Source organism: Paenibacillus sp. 4624, assembly GCF_050435065.1.
In the GTDB taxonomy this organism is placed as follows: Bacteria; Bacillota; Bacilli; order Paenibacillales; family Paenibacillaceae; genus Paenibacillus; species Paenibacillus amylolyticus_D.
In genome coordinates, this window is sequence record NZ_JBNDJR010000006.1 from 1 (window position 1) to 19988 (window position 19988).

General features: G+C 45.8%; 15 protein-coding genes, 1 rRNA gene, 1 pseudogene and 1 riboswitch. Of the genes and pseudogenes, 12 read left to right on the forward strand and 5 right to left on the reverse strand.

Annotated features, from left to right (window positions below; all coding sequences use genetic code 11):
* From rrf to ABIE27_RS14900, 4 genes are all read left to right on the forward strand, one after another.
* Positions 1–85: ribosomal RNA gene (gene rrf / locus ABIE27_RS14885) — 5S ribosomal RNA — on the forward strand; the annotation flags it as partial.
* Positions 86–321: 236 nt separating this feature from the next.
* Complete coding sequence (locus ABIE27_RS14890) at positions 322–945, forward strand: deoxynucleoside kinase (RefSeq protein ID WP_123062891.1); 624 nt, start codon at positions 322–324, stop codon at positions 943–945.
* The gene (locus tag ABIE27_RS14895; RefSeq protein ID WP_123062892.1) at positions 942–1598 is read left to right on the forward strand and encodes a deoxynucleoside kinase; all 657 of its coding nucleotides are present in this window, start codon (positions 942–944) and stop codon (positions 1596–1598) included. The genes ABIE27_RS14890 and ABIE27_RS14895 overlap by 4 nt, the downstream gene beginning before the upstream one ends.
* A gap of 265 nt (positions 1599–1863) precedes the next feature.
* A complete protein-coding gene (locus ABIE27_RS14900; RefSeq protein ID WP_429350831.1) occupies positions 1864–2346 on the forward strand; it encodes a hypothetical protein in 483 nt (160 codons plus the stop codon).
* 117 nt (positions 2347–2463) lie between these two features.
* Here ABIE27_RS14900 and ABIE27_RS14905 read toward each other — a convergent pair whose 3' ends face one another.
* From ABIE27_RS14905 to thiM, 4 genes are all read right to left on the reverse strand, one after another.
* Positions 2464–3207 carry a MerR family transcriptional regulator gene (locus tag ABIE27_RS14905; RefSeq protein ID WP_429350832.1) on the reverse strand — a complete coding sequence of 248 codons (744 nt, stop codon included), beginning with the start codon at positions 3205–3207 and terminating at the stop codon, positions 2464–2466.
* A gap of 317 nt (positions 3208–3524) precedes the next feature.
* Positions 3525–4190 carry a thiamine phosphate synthase gene (gene thiE, locus ABIE27_RS14910; RefSeq protein ID WP_429350833.1) on the reverse strand — a complete coding sequence of 222 codons (666 nt, stop codon included), beginning with the start codon at positions 4188–4190 and terminating at the stop codon, positions 3525–3527.
* Positions 4190–5002: a bifunctional hydroxymethylpyrimidine kinase/phosphomethylpyrimidine kinase gene (thiD, locus tag ABIE27_RS14915; protein WP_123062896.1), complete on the reverse strand. Its 813-nt coding sequence runs from the start codon at positions 5000–5002 to the stop codon at positions 4190–4192. The genes thiE and thiD overlap by 1 nt, the downstream gene beginning before the upstream one ends.
* A complete protein-coding gene (gene thiM / locus ABIE27_RS14920; protein WP_429350834.1) occupies positions 5002–5811 on the reverse strand; it encodes a hydroxyethylthiazole kinase in 810 nt (269 codons plus the stop codon). Before thiM ends, thiD begins: the two co-directional genes overlap by 1 nt.
* A 186-nt stretch (positions 5812–5997) precedes the next feature.
* Positions 5998–6100, reverse strand: a riboswitch (TPP riboswitch).
* 230 nt (positions 6101–6330) lie between these two features.
* On the opposite strand from thiM, the gene ABIE27_RS14925 reads away from it, so the two are divergent.
* The 7 genes and pseudogenes from ABIE27_RS14925 (at position 6331) to ABIE27_RS14955 (ending at position 16138) form a co-directional block, all read left to right on the forward strand.
* Positions 6331–7212: a radical SAM/SPASM domain-containing protein gene (locus ABIE27_RS14925; protein WP_123062898.1), complete on the forward strand. Its 882-nt coding sequence runs from the start codon at positions 6331–6333 to the stop codon at positions 7210–7212.
* Positions 7213–7458: 246 nt separating this feature from the next.
* Entirely contained in the window at positions 7459–10299 is a 2841-nt protein-coding gene (locus tag ABIE27_RS14930; RefSeq protein WP_429350835.1) for an S-layer homology domain-containing protein, read from the forward strand.
* Between the two features lie 338 nt (positions 10300–10637).
* On the forward strand, positions 10638–11306 hold the full coding sequence (locus tag ABIE27_RS14935; RefSeq protein WP_192895056.1) for a pectate lyase: 669 nt from the start codon (positions 10638–10640) through the stop codon (positions 11304–11306).
* A gap of 851 nt (positions 11307–12157) precedes the next feature.
* Positions 12158–13063: pseudogene (locus ABIE27_RS14940) on the forward strand (HAMP domain-containing sensor histidine kinase); the annotation flags it as partial.
* A gap of 39 nt (positions 13064–13102) precedes the next feature.
* Positions 13103–13795, forward strand: a complete 693-nt coding sequence (locus tag ABIE27_RS14945; RefSeq protein ID WP_123062902.1) for a response regulator transcription factor — start codon at positions 13103–13105, stop codon at positions 13793–13795.
* 120 nt (positions 13796–13915) lie between these two features.
* Positions 13916–15427 (forward strand): S-layer homology domain-containing protein, encoded by a 1512-nt coding sequence (locus ABIE27_RS14950; protein WP_429350836.1) that lies wholly within the window; start codon positions 13916–13918, stop codon positions 15425–15427.
* Positions 15428–15436: 9 nt separating this feature from the next.
* Positions 15437–16138, forward strand: coding sequence for an ankyrin repeat domain-containing protein (locus ABIE27_RS14955; protein ID WP_429350837.1), 702 nt, complete (start codon positions 15437–15439; stop codon positions 16136–16138).
* Positions 16139–16278: 140 nt separating this feature from the next.
* On the opposite strand, the gene ABIE27_RS14960 is transcribed toward ABIE27_RS14955, so the two are convergent.
* Entirely contained in the window at positions 16279–17241 is a 963-nt protein-coding gene (locus tag ABIE27_RS14960) for a copper amine oxidase N-terminal domain-containing protein (RefSeq protein ID WP_123062904.1), read from the reverse strand.
* 278 nt (positions 17242–17519) lie between these two features.
* Here ABIE27_RS14960 and ABIE27_RS14965 point away from each other — a divergent pair, with 278 nt between their 5' ends.
* A complete protein-coding gene (locus ABIE27_RS14965) occupies positions 17520–19943 on the forward strand; it encodes a PQQ-binding-like beta-propeller repeat protein (RefSeq protein ID WP_161556852.1) in 2424 nt (807 codons plus the stop codon).
* The last annotated feature ends 45 nt before the right edge of the window (positions 19944–19988 follow it).

Consider the following 19988-nt stretch of genomic DNA (forward strand, 5'->3'; position numbering starts at 1 on the left):
ACCCATCCCGAACACGACCGTTAAGCCCTCTAGCGCCGATGGTACTTGGACCGCAGGGTCCTGGGAGAGTAGGACGCCGCCAAGCAAAGCAAAGACACACTTGATGGAAATCAGGTGTGTTTTTTTGTGTGGACGATTAAGCTTAAGCTAAGTGATAGAAGCAGTTCGAGTTATGACACGAAATAAGGCTGACGAAACATCCTTATTTTGACTTGTTTTATACATAAAATACTGTCTTTCCATTGTGCCAAGCTGTGATACAATAGGTGAGGTCTATATAGAAACGGAACACGCATAATTACGAGGAGGAACCGGAACACCATGAAATCAGCCCCGTTTATAGCTGTTGAAGGCCCAATTGGAGCGGGGAAAACAACGTTAGCTACGATGCTTTCCCAAGAATTGAATCTTCCATTGGTTAAAGAAATTGTCGAGGAGAACCCATTTTTGGCCTCCTTTTATCAAGATATCGACGAGTGGAGCTTCCAACTCGAAATGTTTTTTCTGTGCAACCGATTTAAGCAACTAGAAGATACCGGTGCCCAATTTATTAAACAGAACAGCCCGGTCATTTCGGATTATCATATCTATAAAAATTTGATTTTTGCTGAACGTACCTTGAAAGGAACGAAGCGGGATAAATATCGCCAAATTTATCATCTTTTAACGGATGACCTTCCGAAACCCAATCTGGTGCTTTACATTGAAGCTGAGCTGGATACATTGATGTACCGAATTAATAAACGCGGGCGTTCCTTTGAGCAAGATATGGCCCCTGCTTATATGGAGCAGTTGATTGCCGACTACAAAACAGGAATGGAGTATTTGGCCAATGGCATGAATCCTCCAGTTATTCTCAAGATTGATGCGGAGCAGCTTGACTTTGTGGAACATCCTGAGCACTTCAGACAGATTGTTAATCAAGTAAAGGAGCTTATCATATGAATAACTATGGCATTCCAGCGAATGCATTAATTACAGTAGCAGGAACGGTAGGGGTAGGGAAATCCACACTAACGGCAGCACTTGCAGATCGTTTGAATTTCAAAACGTCGCTTGAGCAGGTTGATCATAATCCGTATTTGGAAAAGTTTTACCATGACTTTGAGCGCTGGAGTTTTCATCTGCAAATTTATTTCCTCGCTGAACGCTTTAAAGAACAGAAAAAGATTTTTGAATTGGGCGGTGGTTTTGTACAGGACCGCTCCATCTATGAGGATACGGGCATCTTTGCACAGATGCATGCCGATCAGGGCACGATGTCTGCTACCGACTTTGAGACTTATAGCAGCTTGTTTGAAGCGATGGTGATGACGCCTTATTTTCCGCACCCGGATGTTCTAATTTATCTGGAAGGCAGTTTGCCATCGATTCTGAACCGGATTACCGAACGCGGACGTGAAATGGAGATTCAGACAGATCGCTCGTATTGGGAGCACATGCATGAGCGCTATTCCGTGTGGATTAACCGGTTTACAGCTTGCCCAGTACTGCGCTTGAACATTGATGAATATGATGTGCATGATTCGGCTTCAGTCGATGCTATTCTGGAGCAGATTGCGGCTGTTATTAAGCCTTCCAAAGAAGCACAGGTATAATTTAAGTATTTATCCTCTGTAGGACAAGGTTAGGAAAAATAGACATCTCTTTTACAGTGATTCAGGCTGTGGAAGGGGTGTCTTTTCGTTTTTTACATAAGGTGATTCAAATATAGGATTTTAGATGATCAAGCTATATTGGAATATGTATGTATATAGGTATTAAAATACAGAAAATTGTTGAAATTTGAAGCTTTTTGTGGTTTTATAGGAAAGGTGAATTATGGAAATATAGTATAAGCATGACTCAGGAGGGAAAGACATCGTGGAAGAAAAGCAAGGAGTAAAGATTGGAATGCCGATCATCGGTGGTTTGATTGCTGCCATACTGGGAGGTGTGGTATGGGCTGCGATTGCAGCTATGACGGAGTATGAGGTTGGTCTTATTGCGATACTGGTTGGCGTGCTTTGCGGGTACGCTGTCGTGTTGTTTTCAAACAAAAAAATCGCAACGGTGCACAAGATTATTGCTGTAGTTTTTGCGTTGGTGGGTATCTTGCTCGGTAAATACTTGACGGTGGTATATTTTACATCTGAATTGTTTACCGATGTGAGCTTGCTGACTTTGGTGTTTGACGAAGAAATGATTGGTGCGTTTACAGAAACGATCCAAGAATATTTTAGCGAGCCTACAGACTGGTTGTTCATCGTTTTGGCGATTGTATCAGCTTGGCAAATTCCAGGCCGTATGGCGAAAACAAGCATGGCATCCGAAGCATCGACTTCGGATCAAGCACCAAGAGCGTAAGCAAGGTGCGAAGTTCTCGGAGTGGACATAGATATAAGTATGGTTCACATTGCGGCCGGGATCGGTAGAGACGATCAAAAAGGACGTAACTCCTCAGGGGTTACGTCCTTTTTGATGCTATTGGTTTTGATCGGCAAAAACAGCCATGGCATTACACATGAATTGTGCTAGCCCCTCCCCAAACTGATCAATATTCCGCGTGAAACGCTCGTCATCTACATACATTTGGCCAAGAACTTTGAAGGCTTCTGGAGAATAGCTCCCCAATTGATTCAGAACCATGTACCACTGTTTAATCTCGGCCTGTGCTTCGGCAGATTCGGGTGCTGTGTGGCTGATGGCTGACAATCGTCTGAAAATATCATTCATCTGATCAGACAGTTCTTTTTGTTTGTCAGCAGGCGGGTCCTTTAATTTCTGGTGTGCCTCATTGACGGCATGGTCACCCCAGCGTTGACGGGCTTCGTGTTCGTACGGATTGTGACTAAAATCAAAGCCCTGAAATTGTTCTCTAGGGGTCATTTCAATCTCTCCTCTCAGATGTAGTACGGTTTTATCGATAGTGGCAATCATTTGATCCAGACGCTGTCGTTTTTCCAGCAAAATGAGTTTGTGCATATGCAATGCTTCCTCCGCATCAAAGGCGGAGTCATCTAAAATGTTTTTGATTTCTTTCAGCGAGAAGCCGAGTTCTTTGAAAAATAAAATCTGCTGAAGTCGTTCCAGATTGGCATCCGAATACATTCGATATCCGGCAGGAGTGATCTCATCTGGAACAAGCAGCCCGATCTCGTCATAGTGATGCAGTGTGCGCACACTGATCGAAGCAAGTTCGGAGACTTCTTTCACTTTCATGGCCATGGGTGAAACCTCCTTACACCATGAATTGTACAATGTCACGTTACGTGAGAGTCAATAAGTTAATTTTGTGATGGAGGTGACGTTTATATTCGAGGAGAAAGAGTATGTGAAGTCATGTTGGAATGGGAATGTGACGATGGAGTGAGCAGAGTGATGATATACATTTGGGCGAGACTGATGTGAGGGGGCGTGGGAAGGATGCAGAGAGCGTGCAGGAATGGAGAACGCACGAAATGAATAGCGGTAGAGATGAAGAAGGATGTGACACCAAGTGGTTGCATCCTTCTTCATGAGTGGGGCTTGGGAGCATAGCACGGCTATGCCTGCTCCGTGCGGGTGATCGCAGCGAGCTGTGCAGTCGCTGCGTGCACATCGGCCGCGCCCGCGATGGCGGAGATGACGGCTATGCCGTCGGCTCCTGCCGCCATCACGGCGGCCGCGGTATCGGGCGTAATGCCGCCGATACCGACCACCGGAACTGCGATGCCTGCGGCGCGCAGTTCCGCAACCCCGGCGGGGCCCAGCACAGCGTGGGCATCCGCTTTGGAGCGCGTCGGGTACATGGGCCCGACGCCAAGATAGTCTGCGCCCGCCTGCACGGCATGGCGGGCTTCAAGGGCGGAGTGGGCGGATACGCCAAGCATCCGCCCTTCGCCGATGCGGGCGCGTACCAGCGCCGCGTCCGCATCCTCCTGGCCGACGTGCACACCGTCGGCCTCTACCGCCACAGCCAGCTCGACATCATCGTTCACGATGAACGGTATCCTGTGCTGGCTGCACACCTCACGAAGCCGCAGCGCAAGCGCTAAGCGGGCTTCGCCTGTCAGGGCACCAGTTCCCTTCTCGCGGAACTGGAACAGCGTGATGCCGCCAGTGATCGCCTGGCGGAGCACCTCCACCGGGTCACGCGTCGTATTGACGCTGCCCATCACCAAATACAACTGCAGCGCGCGGCGCACCGCTTCCGCATCCCATCTACGCATCAGCGTTCACCCCGCTGTCTGCGTTGGTACGCAAAGTGATTCGTCGGCCCGTGGCCAGTCCCGAATCCCAGCTCATCTTCAATGGCTGCCTGAATGAATGCTCGCGCGGTCGTAACGGCAGCCAGAATAGGGGAACCCTTTGCCAGTTCCGCCGTAATGGCAGCAGAGAACGTGCAGCCGGTTCCGTGTGTATGACGTGTCATTACACGAAGGTTCTCCAAATAATGAAAGGAATGCCCGTCATACAGGACATCGATAACCATACCGCTTCCCGGATCATGTCCTCCTTTAATCAAGGCATACGTTGAACCCATCTGTACCAATTGCTTTGCGGCTTCCTCACGCTCACTCAGGTTCCGAATCGACCTCCCAATAAGCAGTTCGGCTTCAGGGATGTTAGGTGTGATAAGCAAGGCAAGGGGGAGCAAATCCTGGGTGAGTGCTTGCACAGCCTCCTGCTGGAGCAGGGGTGCACCGCCCTTGGCAACCATCACGGGATCAATCACCAGATTAGACCAGCTGTGCTGCTGACATTTTGCCGCAACAAGACGAATAATCTCGGCACTATATAACATACCTGTCTTGACGGCACGCGGCTGAAAGTCGGCTCCCGTTGAATCAAGTTGCTGGACAATGCCATCGTAATCAATCGGAAAGACGCCTTGAACCCCTGTTGTGTTCTGCGCGGCGATTGCAGTAATAACCGTCATCCCGTATACACCAAGTTCTTGAAAGGTTTTGAGGTCTGCCTGAATTCCTGCACCGCCCCCGTTATCGGACCCGGCAATCGTTAACGCTTGAGCAATATTCATCACATACCTCCACGAGTCTGACGAATTTGTGCATGCTCGGAGAACAGCGAAGGTGTCATCTGCGCCAGTTGATTTAACAATTCAATCTGGAAGCTGCCCGGCCCCTGATGAGCCGTTCGTGCTGCAGCCTGTTCAGCGGTTACACCGTAGGTTGTAACAGCCTCGACCACACTGTTCAGCATATCGTTTCCCGGCTTGGCGATTGCAACAAAAGCACCAATCACCGAGCTTAGCAGACAGCCTGCACCGGTAACTTGGGTAAGTAATGCATGTCCGTTGCTTGTTAGGAAAGTATGATATCCGTCTGTAATAATATCGTACTGGCCTGTAATGACGACAATACAGTCAAGCTGCTGCGCTGCCCGCTCGGCAATGCCAATCCGGTCCCCCTCGCCAACCCCGGCATCCACACCTTTGATATTCCATGGTACACCAATGACATGGGCGACTTCGGCGACATTACCTCTTAATACCGTAAGACGAAGCTCACGAACCAGCATTTGTACCGTATCCGTACGATATGCTGTGGCTCCTGCACCAACAGGATCAAGGACAACAGGCACATGATGTGCATTAGCCGATTGTCCGGCTAAACGTATCGCTTGAACGACCTTTTCATCCAATGTGCCGATGTTCAGAACCACCGCTCCGGCCATGCGAGCGACGTCAGCGACTTCTTCATGGGCATAGGCCATAAACGGAGAGGCTCCAAGGGCAAGCAGACCATTTGCCGTAAAAGGAGCAACCACAAGGTTGGTAATATTATGAACCAAAGGATTGAGTGAACGTACACGTTCAAGATAAGACATCGTCATTTCCTCCTTGTTTCGAATTTTATTTTGATTGGCTAGTTTCTCGGTCATCAAGCAACCAGCACATAAGTAACCACATCGCCAAAATACAAAAAAAGCCCCGCCCATTTCCGGAGAAATGAGCAGAGCTATACGTTTTAACTGAAGTTGATCCCCATCAAGGATAGAGATCCCCCACTGCCACTAAAAGCCGCTCCACTTCCCTCCGCTGGTATAACCCAGATCAGGTTCAAAGGGTCCGAATCGTCGTATTCGTCTCAGCCGCAAGGCTCCCCCAGTGCAAATGTACAAGATATGCAGTTATGTACTCAGCATATATCCATCTTGACTTAATGTAAATAGGGCGGGGACTTAAGTCTTGAAATGGGGATAAAAAAATACACTGGACTTTGTTACTGATCCGCTGTTCTGATTTACCTTAGCTCGTTAAACCGATATAATGAGGATTGGCTCATATGGCCGTACTACGAATGAGGGCAGGACCGATGTTCCTCCCGGCAGAATGGGGACCCTGAGTTGAAAACGTTCAAGAAAGTATATATTGAAATTACGAGCATCTGTAATCTGGCATGCAGCTTTTGTCCACAAACGAAGCGAGCCAAAGGATTCATCGACCCTGAAGTCTTTAATAATATATTGGATCAGATCAAACCACACACAAAACATATTTACCTGCACGTCAAAGGGGAACCGTTGCTTCATCCCAAAATTGACCTGCTGCTGGATATGGCTCATGCCAAGGGATTTAAAGTAAACATTACGACCAACGGTACGCTACTGCCGAAGACACAGCATAAATTATTGGGTAAACCTGCACTGAGACAGATGAATTTCTCGTTGCACAGCTTTGACGGTCATGAAGGTTCTACCGATCGTGACGGATACTTGCATAACATCTTGTCTTTTGTTCGTGAAGCCGTGAAACATAACGTCATTGTCTCGTTCCGACTATGGAATCTGACGCAGGATAACTTCACCAATGCTCAGATGAATCGAAATCGGGAGACGCTTGAGGTGCTGGAGCAGGAATTCAATCTGGATTTTCGCATTGAAGAAAAGGTTGTTCCGGGCAGCGGCGTAAAAATTGCACCCAACGTATACCTGAATCAGGATCATGAATTCCAGTGGCCAAGTCTCGATGCACCTGAAGATGATGGAAAAGGGTTTTGCCATGCACTTCGCAGTCAGGCAGCTGTGCTGGTCGATGGAACCGTGGTTCCATGCTGTCTCGATGGAGAAGGTGTCATCAACCTTGGAAACATCCATGAAAAGAATTTTTCCGATATTGTGGATGGAGAGCGTGCGAACAATCTGGTATACGGTTTTTCCAAACGGGAAGCTGTAGAAGAACTTTGCCGCAAATGCGGATACCGCCAGCGTTTTGGAGCAGGAGCCTAAAATCATACGACAGATAACTCAAGTGTGTTATTCGGTAATATTCCGAGTAGCACATTTTTTTTATTATTAGGAAATAATAGGCAGCATTCGATTCATGATTTCAACTATTATGTAAAATGATAGTCTATTAATCTTGTTTTTATAAATTTACATGGTATTATTATCCTATTGATCATAAAGGGGGAGTAGTACTAAAGTTACATTTTTTGTGTTAATAACGGACGTTTAAGAGGAGTGTGTCGAGTTTTGAATTCAAAATGGAAAAAGTTTAATCGAAAGTTGTCAGTAGTACTCTCTACATCATTGATTGCCTCTATGTTTTCTATGCAATTGCTAGCCTCGGCGGAAGTGACCTCATCATCTGTAACGTCATTTAAGGATCTTGAACAATCGTATGCCAAAACAGAAATTACGAAGTTAATTGAAAAAGGCATTTTATCTGGATTTGCGGATGGAACATTTAAACCCTCAGATTCAGTAACACGTGCTCAATTGGCAAAGATTATGGTGGGTGCGCTTCAATTAAAGCCTGACTCTACTGTAGCTAGTTCCTTTAAAGATGTGGACCAATCCAAATGGTACGCTGGCTATGTATCTGCACTCGTTCAATCTGGTGTTGCCCAAGGAACCTCGAAGGATACGTTTTCTCCAGATAAAAAAGTTACGAGAGAGGAACTGGCTGTATTCTTCGTAAGAGCATTCGGCTGGGAAACAAAGAATGCACCAACTCAAACAACGAAACCACAGCTCGCTGATATGGATAAAGTATCAGATTGGGCGAAGGATTCTGTGTCACTCGCATATCAATCCGGATTTATTAAAGGTATTGTTCAGAAAGACGGAACAACAACGTTTAATCCAACGGGTGTAGCGGATCGACAAGCATTGGCAAGACTTGCTTATGAGTTTGTCATGAATAAGTCTACATATGAACAATTTATGATTCCTGCGAAGACAGAAGAAGGTACGGACAATTCCAACCCCACAAAACCAGAAACAACGAAGCCTTCTGAAAACAGCAATAAAGGTAACAGTAGCAACAATAGCTCTACCGGGGATAATGGAAACAATAACAACACAGGTGGAAATAATGGAGGAGGTCAACAAACTTCCAGCAAAAACCTCACTTCTCCAGGCACATACACTCTGGGTAACGTAACTGGTAATGTCACGATTGGTTCTCAAGGTGTAATTCTGAAAGACACTAAGATCAATGGTAACCTTCAAGTTCTCGAGTCTGTAGCTAATGGTGATGTTACACTTGATCACGTTACGGTTACAGGAACAACTAGCATTAAAGGTGGAGGACCTAACAGTATCCATGCACTGAACTCTGTTCTTGCGACTGTAATTGTAGATAAGGCAGATGGAAGTGTTCGTTTGGTTCTGGAAGGTGCGAGTGATGTACAACAGATTGAAATCAAGTCTGGAGCCATCGTAAAGAATGATTCCACAGGCGATGTTGGTCCAATTGAATTAACAGACTCTATTCCACATAATGCTGCGGTAGTGTTGAACGGAACGTTTGACTCTATAATGGTTCATGCAGAGCAGATTTCAGTAGAGTTTGGAGACAACTCTAGCATCGGGAATCTCGAGGTGTTCCAACAAGCACTGAATACGGTTTTCAAAATCAATCAAGGTGCAACCGTAAATCGCGCGATACTGGACGCTATTGTACAATTCTCTGGAGCAGGTGCGTTAACTTCTGCACAAGTCAATGTAGAGGGAAGTGACTTTAGCGGGCTTCAACAGCATCCAAGAATTGAAGCAGACCCTACAGTGACTAGTTTGGTATACTTACCTGAAATTATTGATCTTTCAGCTGTAAATGCAACGAAACAAATTGTACTTACAGGTGTAACAGGCTCAGCGAACAAAGATGTGACATCTCTTGCAAGCTGGGAAGTGGAAAATAACGGCATTGTCACTGTAAATAACTCTGGTAAAATTCAAGCTGTAGCTAACGGTACAACCGTTGTGAAGGCTAAATATGGAGAGTATCAAATCCAAGTTCCAGTGACTGTTGCAGTATATAATGAATTGACACACCCAAGACTTGAAGGGGTTCAGGTTACAAATGGAAGTGCTAAACTGACATTTACCAATGGATTGGATGTATCTGAACTGACTGCTGAAGACTTTGTGGTACATGCATACTATAACGGTCAAGAGCGGGAACTAAGTAATTTACAGTATCACAATGGGGAATTTACATTTAGCCCTATCGATAGCTACGGTTCCACATTGTACATTACCGTTGATTCCAATACGGACAAGACTCAGTTTGCAGGAAGCCAAAGTGCTTCTGTAAAACTTACCGGATTCGGTGGACGTATTAAAGATGTCGCTGGAGCACCAGTAGCCAATTTGCAGATTTCTTTCAGAAAAGGTCTGGATAACAAAACGGGTGAGATTGTTGGTACGGTAACGACAGACACTTACGGTAAATATTACATCAATATGCAGCCAGGCATCTATACAGGTGAGCTTGGAGGCGGAGATACAAAGTACATTAGAACATATCTTATTGGTGTATCGGCAGTAAATGTAAATAACCAAAATGAAAATCAAACAGCTATTGAAATTCCGGCAGCTAATGAAACACGTTTTGTATTAACCTGGGGTAAAGATCCGGCAGACCTGGATTCACATCTTATCGGCCCAGCAGGTGATGGAGGAGTGTTCCATACCTACTACGCGGATAAACGTTATTATTATGATGACGAACTTATGGTAGATCTGGATCTGGATGATACTACATCTTATGGACCAGAGACAACCACGATTCGCCAATTGCTTCCGGGAACGTATACCTTCTACGTACATCATTATTCAGGCACGAGTACAATCAAGATGTCTGGTGCTAAAATTGATGTATTCCACGGAGCTGTTCCAACGCCAAGTGCAACCTACACGGTTGAAGAAGGAAGCGGAAATGAATTGTACTGGATCGTTCTGAAAATGATTGTTGCTGAAGACGGTACAGTGACTTATGAAACTGTGAATCAATTTACGAATGTTAATCCGCTCCATACGCTAACACCAGAATCTTCTTCCCAAGAAACAAACGAAGCAGGGGAATAAGATAATCTTTGGTTAGACGAAGTATATTTAGAGAACTCCCTGTTATTTTAAAAACAGGGGGTTCTTTTTTAGGTTAAAGATGATATCCAGACAATAAAGACGGCATATTCGAAGTTGATATCAGTGTATATCAATGTAAAAACAGAATATATAAGTGAGAACAATGTAGAGAGAATGCTAGAAAATGTAAATCTGATCTCAAGATTATTCCTGTAATATTCCTTTTTTTGTAGGATTAGTACAGGTTCCGGGATGCGAGGTTCTTTGCTTCTACGGTTCTGTGGGACAAGTCTGTGACTTGTAAACTAATCCATTCATATTAAGGGAGGATGTTAATGATGAAAAAAATGTTAACGCTATTGTTGTCCGCCGGTCTGGTCGCTTCCATATTTGGTGTTATGCCTGCAGCGGCTGCGCCAACGGTTGTAAACTCAACGATTGTTGTACCTAAGGGCACGACGTATGATGGACAGGGGAAAACCTTTGTGGCGAATCCTTCTACCTTGGGTGACGGTTCTCAAGCGGAGAATCAGAAGCCGGTCTTCCGGTTGGAAGCAGGCGCTACACTGAAAAATGTCATCATTGGTGCTCCAGCGGCAGACGGTGTGCATTGTTATGGTAACTGTAATATCTCTAATGTGGTATGGCAGGATGTGGGCGAGGATGCGTTGACACTGAAATCATCTGGAACGGTTAATATTACTGGTGGTGCAGCATATAAAGCGTACGATAAGGTATTCCAGATCAATGCAGCAGGCACAATTAACATTAAAAACTTCCGTGCCGATGATATCGGCAAGCTGGTGCGGCAAAATGGAGGCACAACATTCACGGTCAACATGACTCTTGATAATTCCAATATTTCGAATGTAAAAGATGCCATTATGCGTACAGACAGTAGCAGTTCACAAGGGCGAATTACGAATACACGTTATTCCAAAGTGCCAACACTATTCAAAGGATTTGCTTCGGGTAAAACGAGCCAGTCCGGTAATACGCAGTATTAAACTACACTGAACGAAATGCTCCAAACCATGTGGAGTGGATGCATTAACGGGGGTGTAGCTGTCGTAGAATAGTCGCTAAAGTCACGAATCTAATCATTTATGGATTTAACTATTCATCGTTTTAATACGTACGTTGCTTATTCAATTAAGCCATGTGCATCATACAGGGCGAAGCAGAGGAAATACTGCTTCGCCCTGTTTCTTTATGTTGAACGTAAAGTGACAATCTTATAGTTATCCTGATTTGCATATGGGCAATAGGAAGCATCTTGTGATAACATGTGCACTAACTGTACCAATCGCATGGTTAAGAGGGGATACATATGTCAATTCGCATCAAAATGCTACTTTCGTTTACAGGCATGCTTGTCATCAGTCTCATGTTTATTTTGCTTACAGCGAGTCTGTATACCATTGCGGCAACGGGGGATTTGCAAAGTTTTCGGGATATATACAAAGTTCATTATCAGATTAATCCTCTCACGGAGCAGGGAGAGGCGATCTTTCAAGAGATGAAGTTTACGGCGAAAAGTAATCCGGACGAGCTGCAGGACAAGGTGTTGCTCCGTGAGTTTGATATGAAGCTTCGAGCCGAGAAATCCGGGCTCTACGTAAGACGTGAGAACAGTCCGATCTTTGAATCGCGGACATTCCACCAACCCGGACTAGGACAGGCACTTCCTGCCTATGATCTGAACAACAATCAGATTCGAAGCACATTTAATATCGGTGAGCGCTTCTACGCGTACGCCAAGTTTGATTTTCAATATTCCGATGGAGAACGAGGCAGCATCTTTGTTATTCGGGAGAGAAGTCCCTTTGCAGAACTGACGCGCAAGCTGTTACCTGTGATGTCTCTTCTGTTGATTGGTGTCCTGATCATCGCTAACCTGCTTCTATTCCGCTGGATTACACGCAGTTTCATTCAACCGTTGCATCAGCTCCGAAGTTCGGCTGAACAGATCAAAAACGGTAATTTGTCTTTCAAGCTTGAACCGGCCTCCAATGACGAAGTTGGACAGCTTAGTGAGGCATTTGAGAGTATGCGGAATCAGTTGCAGCGATCCAATGAGTTGAGACAGCAAGATGAGATTAACCGCAGAGAGCTGATCTCCAACATTTCGCATGATCTTCGCACACCGATTACTAACATTAAGGGATATATTGAGGGGATTCGGGATGGGGTAGCGAACACACCGGAGAAGATGGACACTTACGTGAACATCATTCACTCCAAAGCGGTTAGTATGGATAAACTGGTGGATGAATTGTTCTTGTACTCCAAACTGGACTTGAACCAGGAACCCTTTGTGTTCAATCCGATAGATCTGGTTGATTTTATAGAGGATAGCATTGAGGAATTGCGATATGATCTGGAGGATAAGGACGTATCATTGGATTGGCATAACCGAACCTCAGGCTCCGTGGTGTCCGCTGTGGATCTCGATAAATTGCAACGCACAGTGGTTAACATCGTAGAGAATGCACTGAAATATATGAATGATGACGACAAACGACTCCGCATTATACTTGAAGCTGATCAGGAGTGGAACACCATGACATTCCAGGATAATGGGAAAGGGATATCGAAGGAAGATCTGCCTCATATATTTGAGCGTTTCTACCGAGCCGAGCAGTCACGCAACTCGTCTACGGGCGGAAGCGGTCTTGGGCTGGCCATTGCCCACCAGATTGTAGCTGGACATGGTGGTTTAATCTGGGCAGAAAGCAAGCTGGGCGAAGGCACCAGCATCCATATTCAATTGAAACGGCTCATAGATGAAAGGGGAGAAGCCATGACCGATATTCTAATCATTGAGGATGAAACGACTATTGCCGAACTGGAGCGGGACTATTTTGAACTCCACGGATTTACGGTCGAGCTGTGCCATAACGGGGATGAAGGTTTGCGCCGTGCTTTGGACGAGAACTATCGACTTGTCATCATAGATCTGATGCTTCCAGGTATGGACGGTTTCGAATTATGCAGACTCATTCGAGAGGAGAAGGAAGTGCCGATCCTCGTTGTTTCCGCGAAAAAAGAGGAGATTGATAAAATCCGCACGTTTAATCTCGGTGTCGATGATTTCATTACGAAGCCGTTCAGCCCAAGCGAACTGGTCGCAAGAGCCAAGGCTCACTTGACCCGGTATGAGAGATTGCTTGGCAAGAGCAGACCTGCCGAACAGGATGAGATCCATATTCGCGGACTTCACATCGACAAAGGATCACGCCGTGTATTTTTGAACGGAGAAGAGGTGGCTATCACCACCAAAGAGTTTGACCTGCTTGTATTTTTGGCGAGTCATCCGAACCGCGTGTTCAGCAAATCCGATCTGTTCGAACGAATCTGGGGCATGGAATCGAATGGCGATATTGCAACGGTGACGGTGCATGTTCGTAAGCTGCGTGGGAAACTGGAGAGTAATCCGAAACATCCGGAATATATCGAGACGGTCTGGGGTGCGGGTTATCGTTTCACCGTATAAGTTTAGAGAAAGATTCGACGCAGTTTATATTTTGTTAATATATTCGTCCTTTGGAGTTTCTTTTTATCCCCTACGCTATAGATAGATGCAACAACTACCTACAGAGGGGAAGAACATTTCATGAATCTTACAGCTCGTAAACTAGTAGCACTATTAACCATAACCGCATTGGGAACAGCGACGCTCCCATTCACAACACCTCAAGCTCAGGCAGCTGGCTTCACAACTTCGATTTCCGCTACGGCGACACAGCTTACTAATCAACAGGTGCAGGCGGCCATTAAAGAACTGAACGGTCTGGGGATCATGAACGGATATAGCGATCAATCGATGGGTGAGCTTCGGGCGATCACGCGTGCAGAGTTAGCTTCATTGATGTATAGAACATTTGATTTGCAGAACAAGACAGGAGACATTGCAGCAACGATAACGGATGTTCAGGCGAATGCTTGGTATGCACCGTATGCTCTGAAAGCAGTGGAGATGGGCATCATGCAGTCCGTGGATGGCGAGTTCCATCCTCAAAGTCTGGTAACTGATGCGGAGCTGGAAGAGGTCGTATCTAAAGCATTAAATCGGGATGTGAAGTCCGTACACCATTGGATGAGTGCTTTCTATGAAGAAACGGGCTCTGTGACACGGGGCGAAACGGCAGTGTTGCTGCAGAAGGCGTATCAAGCCATTCCTTCGGATCAAGTCCGCATTGAAAGTATCAAACCGTTGAATAACATGACGCTCGTGATCACTTTGGACAAGCCGCTTACGGCAGAAGATGAAGTGTTTGCCAAATCCCGAACAGACTTTGCACTCAGCGGGGGACTGACCTTAACCAATATGCCTCGTTTGAAAACAGGTTCTGTTGCTACATACATCGTGCCGACATCCGTTCAACAAGCTGGAGAAGCGTATACTCTGACATATAATGGTCAAGATGCTGGTTCATTCAAAGGCAGTGACGTTAAAGTAAATATGACTCAAGTGCGCCAGGTCACGAATGATACGTTTGAGATTGAAGCTTTAAAGGAAAACGGAGTAGTGGATTACGGTTATATTATTTCGGCATACAGCGCTGGTCGTGGGGCTAATGCCTTCATTCTGAACGATCAGGAGCAGGCAGACGGCAAAACATATCAAATTATTTCTTCCATGCAGGGAAGACAAGTTACAATTACGCCGGAAAATGGTGAACCGATCATTGCCAAATATGTTCCGTTTACTCAATCAACAGATGGCAGACAAGAACCCAAATTCCGATTGCCAGAAGGTCAGATTCTGAAACCAGGGGTATCTTATACTGTGACTTCTGAGTGGGCCAATATCGAACAAGCTTCGTTTACGGCGAAATCGTTTGATTCATTAGTCGTTGAGCGTGCCCAAGTTGCAGGGGAAACGGCCGTTGAAGTGACACTTGCCCAAGATCCGGGAGATGAACTATTCTCTGGACGGAGTGTTACCCTTACAGCGCCGGATGGGCATGTCCTGACAGCTACGTATAAATATTCGAGCCGGAAAGGTGCAACAGGAGTATTTGAACTTGCGAATGGAGAAAAGCTCATCTCTGGCACAACCTACACGCTGAACCCAGTTGGCGATTGGAGTGTCGCATCATCGGTTACGGTGGTACAGCAGTAAGGAGGACCCATGAACAAATCCTTGATGCTGATCATTCTGATTAGCAGTGTACTGTTCGTTCAAGGCTGTATGCTTAACGAAAAAAGTAACCCAAAGGAGGGAAGCCGTATGGCCTCACTAAATCAACAGTTATTCAGTGCAGCCGAAGCAAAAGATACCAAGAGTATCGAAAAGCTCATTCAGGAGGGAGCCGATGTTCAGGCTCGGGATCAGAGCGGAAGAACGGCCCTGATGATTGCGACGTACAATCGGGATACCGCATCTGTGCAAAAGTTGATTGAAGCAGGTGCGGATGTTAACCAGCAGGATGACATGTTGAATAGTCCGTTTTTATATGCGGGTGCTGAAGGGTATTTGGATATTTTGAAGCTTACTATTCAGGCAGGAGCAGACCCAGCTATCACAAACCGTTACGGGGGAACAGCGCTCATCCCCGCTTCGGAGCATGGATACGTCGACGTGGTTCGAGAGCTGCTGACCAATACCACGGTAGATGTGAACCATGTGAATAAATTAGGATGGACAGCATTGCTGGAAGCGATCATTCTAAACGATGGCAACGAACGGCAACAGAAGACCATTGAATTGCTTATTCACCATGGGGCTGATGTTAATCTGGCTGATGGCGATGGTGTGACTCCCCTCCGTCATGCTAGAGCAAAAGGCTTTAAGGAAATTGAAGCTATTTTGTTGCAAGCAGGTGCAAAGTAGTGACACGCTAGTGCTACGGGGCAAACTGGAATCTGCCAGGGAGTAACTGAAGAAACAAGAAAAAACAAGAAAAAACAAGAAAAAACAAGAAAAAACGGGATGGAGCAGCTTTGGCTGTCTCATCCCGTTTTTGTTGTGAATTATTTTTCCTCAGGCACCTCAACCATAACCTTGCCTTTGGCTGGAGCAGCAGAGCCGCTTGCAATAGAGCCTGCCTTGTTTGATATCTCGTAGGCAGTTTCCTCCAGCATGAGGGAGTACTTGAAGGATACGAGTGTTTTACCAGCGACAGAAGGACGGGTTCCTGCTTCGGAAACGGACTTGGTTTTAATAAAGAACAAATCGCCCAGAGTTCCCGCTTGTTTACCCAGATTAGCCTGCCATTTCAGCATGGCATTGCCGTTTGTAATTGTATAATAGCTGACCAGATCATTATCCTCAATCATGAAGAAGCGATCCTTTTTACCTTGTTCAAAAATATAAACTGTTGATGAATCTACTGGCCCGAGCGGATTTTTCACCTGTAGGCGCGGTTGGCCGAAACTTGAAAGCCGCGGCAGTTGCAACGCTGCTTCACGGGCTGCCGTCAAATCGGAACCGTTGTAATCCTTCACTACGGAAGCATTGGTGGTGTAAATATAAGCTTCCTTGGCAGCCTGATTCCAGCGCACTTGTGCGCCAAACGTTTCACCAATGGCACGAAGTGGAAGCATAGCTTTTCCTTTGACCAAGATCGGAGCCGAGGACAAGGAGACATTTTGTCCATTCTTTTTCATCGTTTTACTATCGGGTGTCAGCACGTATTGGTCACTGCCTGTTTTGATGCTGATTTGTTTGCTCTTATTATCATAACCGAAAGTGTAATCCCCGAGAAACTGCAGTTCAGTCAGGGCAATGTACGTGACTCCTTGGCGGATGACCACATCGTATTCTGCAGGCATATTGTTAATATAAGCCATAGGTTTTGTTGTAGCGGCTGCTTCAGCAACCGTAGGCGTGAACATTGCAGGAGCTACTCCTGCGGTCAGAATGGAGGCGGCCAGCAGCATTTTCCATTTTTTCTGCTTCCAAATTGAGTTGTGTGATAGTGTTGTGTTTTTCATAATCAATCTCCTTTCAGATCATTAGACGGACTGATTATCCCAAAAGTTGCATATTAATGGAACATCCACAAGATATTAACCTAATTCCTGTATATTAAACTGTAAAGTGAGGACGTAAAATAAAAGCTCAGTTTAAGGGAGGCACAGATCCTGTGAAGTTGGACATACAATAGAGTAGAGGGGATATGATTTTTCCAAAATTCATTCGGAAAACAGGTAACTTTTTAAAATTGGGAGCGTCTTATATGGAAATAACTTCAATTGGAGGATGAATGTGCGTGAAAAAGGAGCCTAATCAGAACATACGGGGTTATACTCGCTGCGTTACCTTAACGGGAATAACTGTGGTACTGCTAACAGGATGTATGATGCCAGATCCCCAAACGGATGCAATGGGCGGACAGGCTCAGGTCTCAACAACACAGGCAGCTGATACAAAAGCTCCAATTCAAGTCTCCGATACGATTTTTAACGACTTAGCGTTGCCCGATTCATCAACCTTGCTTTCAGCGGAGCAAATTTCCGCCAAGATCCCCTACAAAAAGGGAGAAGGAGTACCACTCAGAGAGGGCTTGCCTCTTTTCAGTGGCCGAAAGGATAACCGCGTTGCAGTAGATCAGATGAAGGTTACATATCTCACTATACCGAAGGAAAAGTATATTTTGACTGGGGTCCAGGGGGAGTGGTTGCAAGTCAAGAACCAGCAGCATGATAGCTACTGGCTTCCTGGATGGTATGCAATTAAACAGAGTAACGCCATAACGAAAATTGCCCCTCGTACATTCACTGTTCGAACCGACAGTAAACTATACCTCACCCCGGACAGTACTATAACTTGGCCTTCCGACGAGGCGCTATTGAAGAAGGCGCTCATCGTGGCTGAGTGGAAGGATTGGGTCGGCGTGTCCATTGCTCCCCGGATCTGGAGCAAGGAATGGACAGGTTATCATCATGTGCTGCTTTGGATCAAGAAAAAGGATGTTACAGGTCAAATGCCTGTTTCCGATGGATGGTTTGCAAGTGAACCATCGTTATCTATCGCTATGCTCCGCCATCTGGTAGATACCAAGCTGGATCAGACGACGACCACCAAGCAGGTTGCCGAGTGGTTAGGGGAGCCGGATTGGAAGGAGCGGTCCAGAAATCTGAATGAACCAGGTGATCCGATGCGGGTTAGACAGACCTGGAGATATGAGCGGCATGACGCACATCTATTGTTAACATTTAATAACAACGGCAAGCTGACAGAGATTCGCTGGAATATGCCAGCGAGTCAGGATAATGAGGCAGATATCCAAAGTTACGAGCGTATGGGCACGTTTACTTATTTCACTCAGGTTGCTGTAGGAAAGTCTCTCCCGCCAACGCTGCCCTGGAAACCGGAATGGGTGAATCAGGGAGATTTGAACTATACCTTTTTAGAAGCGGGTACAGATGATGTACTCCTCATGAAGGGAGATGATGGCGGGTTTAGCGGCATGCATTATGATGATTCCTACTATGCGCTGGATCGACATACAGGGAAAATGCTCTGGAGAGTGCATAACGGATATGGTCCTGCTCAAGCCGTTGTAAATACGAAGCGGGATGCCGTTACACTCTATACAAGTTATGACACGGATCGTAAGCAATATCTGGATCGTGTGCGCCATATCAACCTGAAAGACGGAAAGCTTCTATGGGAATATAAACCTGAAGTACGAGATAAACGGAATAACAGTTCAAACAAGAAAGATACAGCTGACGATACGGTATGGTTGAACGGCATCAAGGCTGCTCGAAACGTAGTTATTGTAGATATCACTGCGGCTGAAGGTTCCAGTAATGGGTGGATTCATGTGCTGAATAGCTCAAACGGTAAACGGTTATGGAGCAAGAAGTTAACGAAAGGATATCAATTAGTTAATCGAAGTGCCGATGAGCCTTATGTTCTGTATCAGGAGAAAAATCAGCTTGTTGCCGCAGATCCTTTAACGGGACGCACGGTTTGGCAGGTTGAATCTGAACCATCCGCGATAGATCATATCGAGAACGATTCCTATTTTGATGGCATCCATCGTTATGATCCGTTTGCCTCAGCCCCCCTTGGGCGCTGGATGTTGCTGGATGATCAGTGGGTGCTGCTTGATCTGACTTCTGGTAAGAAACGATCTCTAATTCCTGCACGTACAGGTCAGCAAATAGAAGTGCTGAATGATGGTATGGTGCTGATTCGTCAGAATCAAAAAGGAAATATGTACGGTGATTACGGCGAATATACAACCTCCTTATTTGATCTAGGTACAGGAAAGATTCGCTGGACGGTTAATGCGAAAATTGAACGCGGACTTCTAGAGGCAGATCAACTATATGTCATTAGAAACGGATATCCTGCCGCAGTGGATTATCGTACCGGGGAGACACGGTGGGATACACAAGAATCTGTTGGAGCAAACCAATATTCGACCAATCAGGGCAGTTACCTCATCATTGGAGATCATTTGTTGCTTCCTCGAAATGAAGACTTACTTGTGATGGATAAAAAGGATGGGAAGCTGTTAGGGCGTGTGCATGATGTAGTCATGGGGACTCCGGAACATCGGGATCGGGATGCGAAGAATGGCATGATCAACCGAATGGATGATATGGTTTTCGTTGGATCAGCTAATGGACGTTTCCGTGTCCTTCCAGCACATCTCCTGGAAGGAGAGAACTCTTTTTAAAAGCTTGTCTGAGCCGCCATGTTGTTTTATTATAAATGAACAGGA

Coding starts and splice junctions, on each gene's coding strand:
- ABIE27_RS14890 (WP_123062891.1), top strand. CDS start 322: ATGAAATCAGCCCCGTTTATAGCTGTTGAAGGCCCAATTGGAGCGGGG.
- ABIE27_RS14895 (WP_123062892.1), top strand. CDS start 942: ATGAATAACTATGGCATTCCAGCGAATGCATTAATTACAGTAGCAGGA.
- ABIE27_RS14905 (WP_429350832.1), bottom strand. CDS start 3,207: ATGGCCATGAAAGTGAAAGAAGTCTCCGAACTTGCTTCGATCAGTGTG.
- thiE (WP_429350833.1), bottom strand. CDS start 4,190: ATGCGTAGATGGGATGCGGAAGCGGTGCGCCGCGCGCTGCAGTTGTAT.
- thiD (WP_123062896.1), bottom strand. CDS start 5,002: ATGAATATTGCTCAAGCGTTAACGATTGCCGGGTCCGATAACGGGGGC.
- thiM (WP_429350834.1), bottom strand. CDS start 5,811: ATGTCTTATCTTGAACGTGTACGTTCACTCAATCCTTTGGTTCATAAT.
- ABIE27_RS14935 (WP_192895056.1), top strand. CDS start 10,638: ATGAAAAAAATGTTAACGCTATTGTTGTCCGCCGGTCTGGTCGCTTCC.
- ABIE27_RS14945 (WP_123062902.1), top strand. CDS start 13,103: ATGACCGATATTCTAATCATTGAGGATGAAACGACTATTGCCGAACTG.
- ABIE27_RS14950 (WP_429350836.1), top strand. CDS start 13,916: ATGAATCTTACAGCTCGTAAACTAGTAGCACTATTAACCATAACCGCA.
- ABIE27_RS14955 (WP_429350837.1), top strand. CDS start 15,437: ATGAACAAATCCTTGATGCTGATCATTCTGATTAGCAGTGTACTGTTC.
- ABIE27_RS14960 (WP_123062904.1), bottom strand. CDS start 17,241: ATGAAAAACACAACACTATCACACAACTCAATTTGGAAGCAGAAAAAA.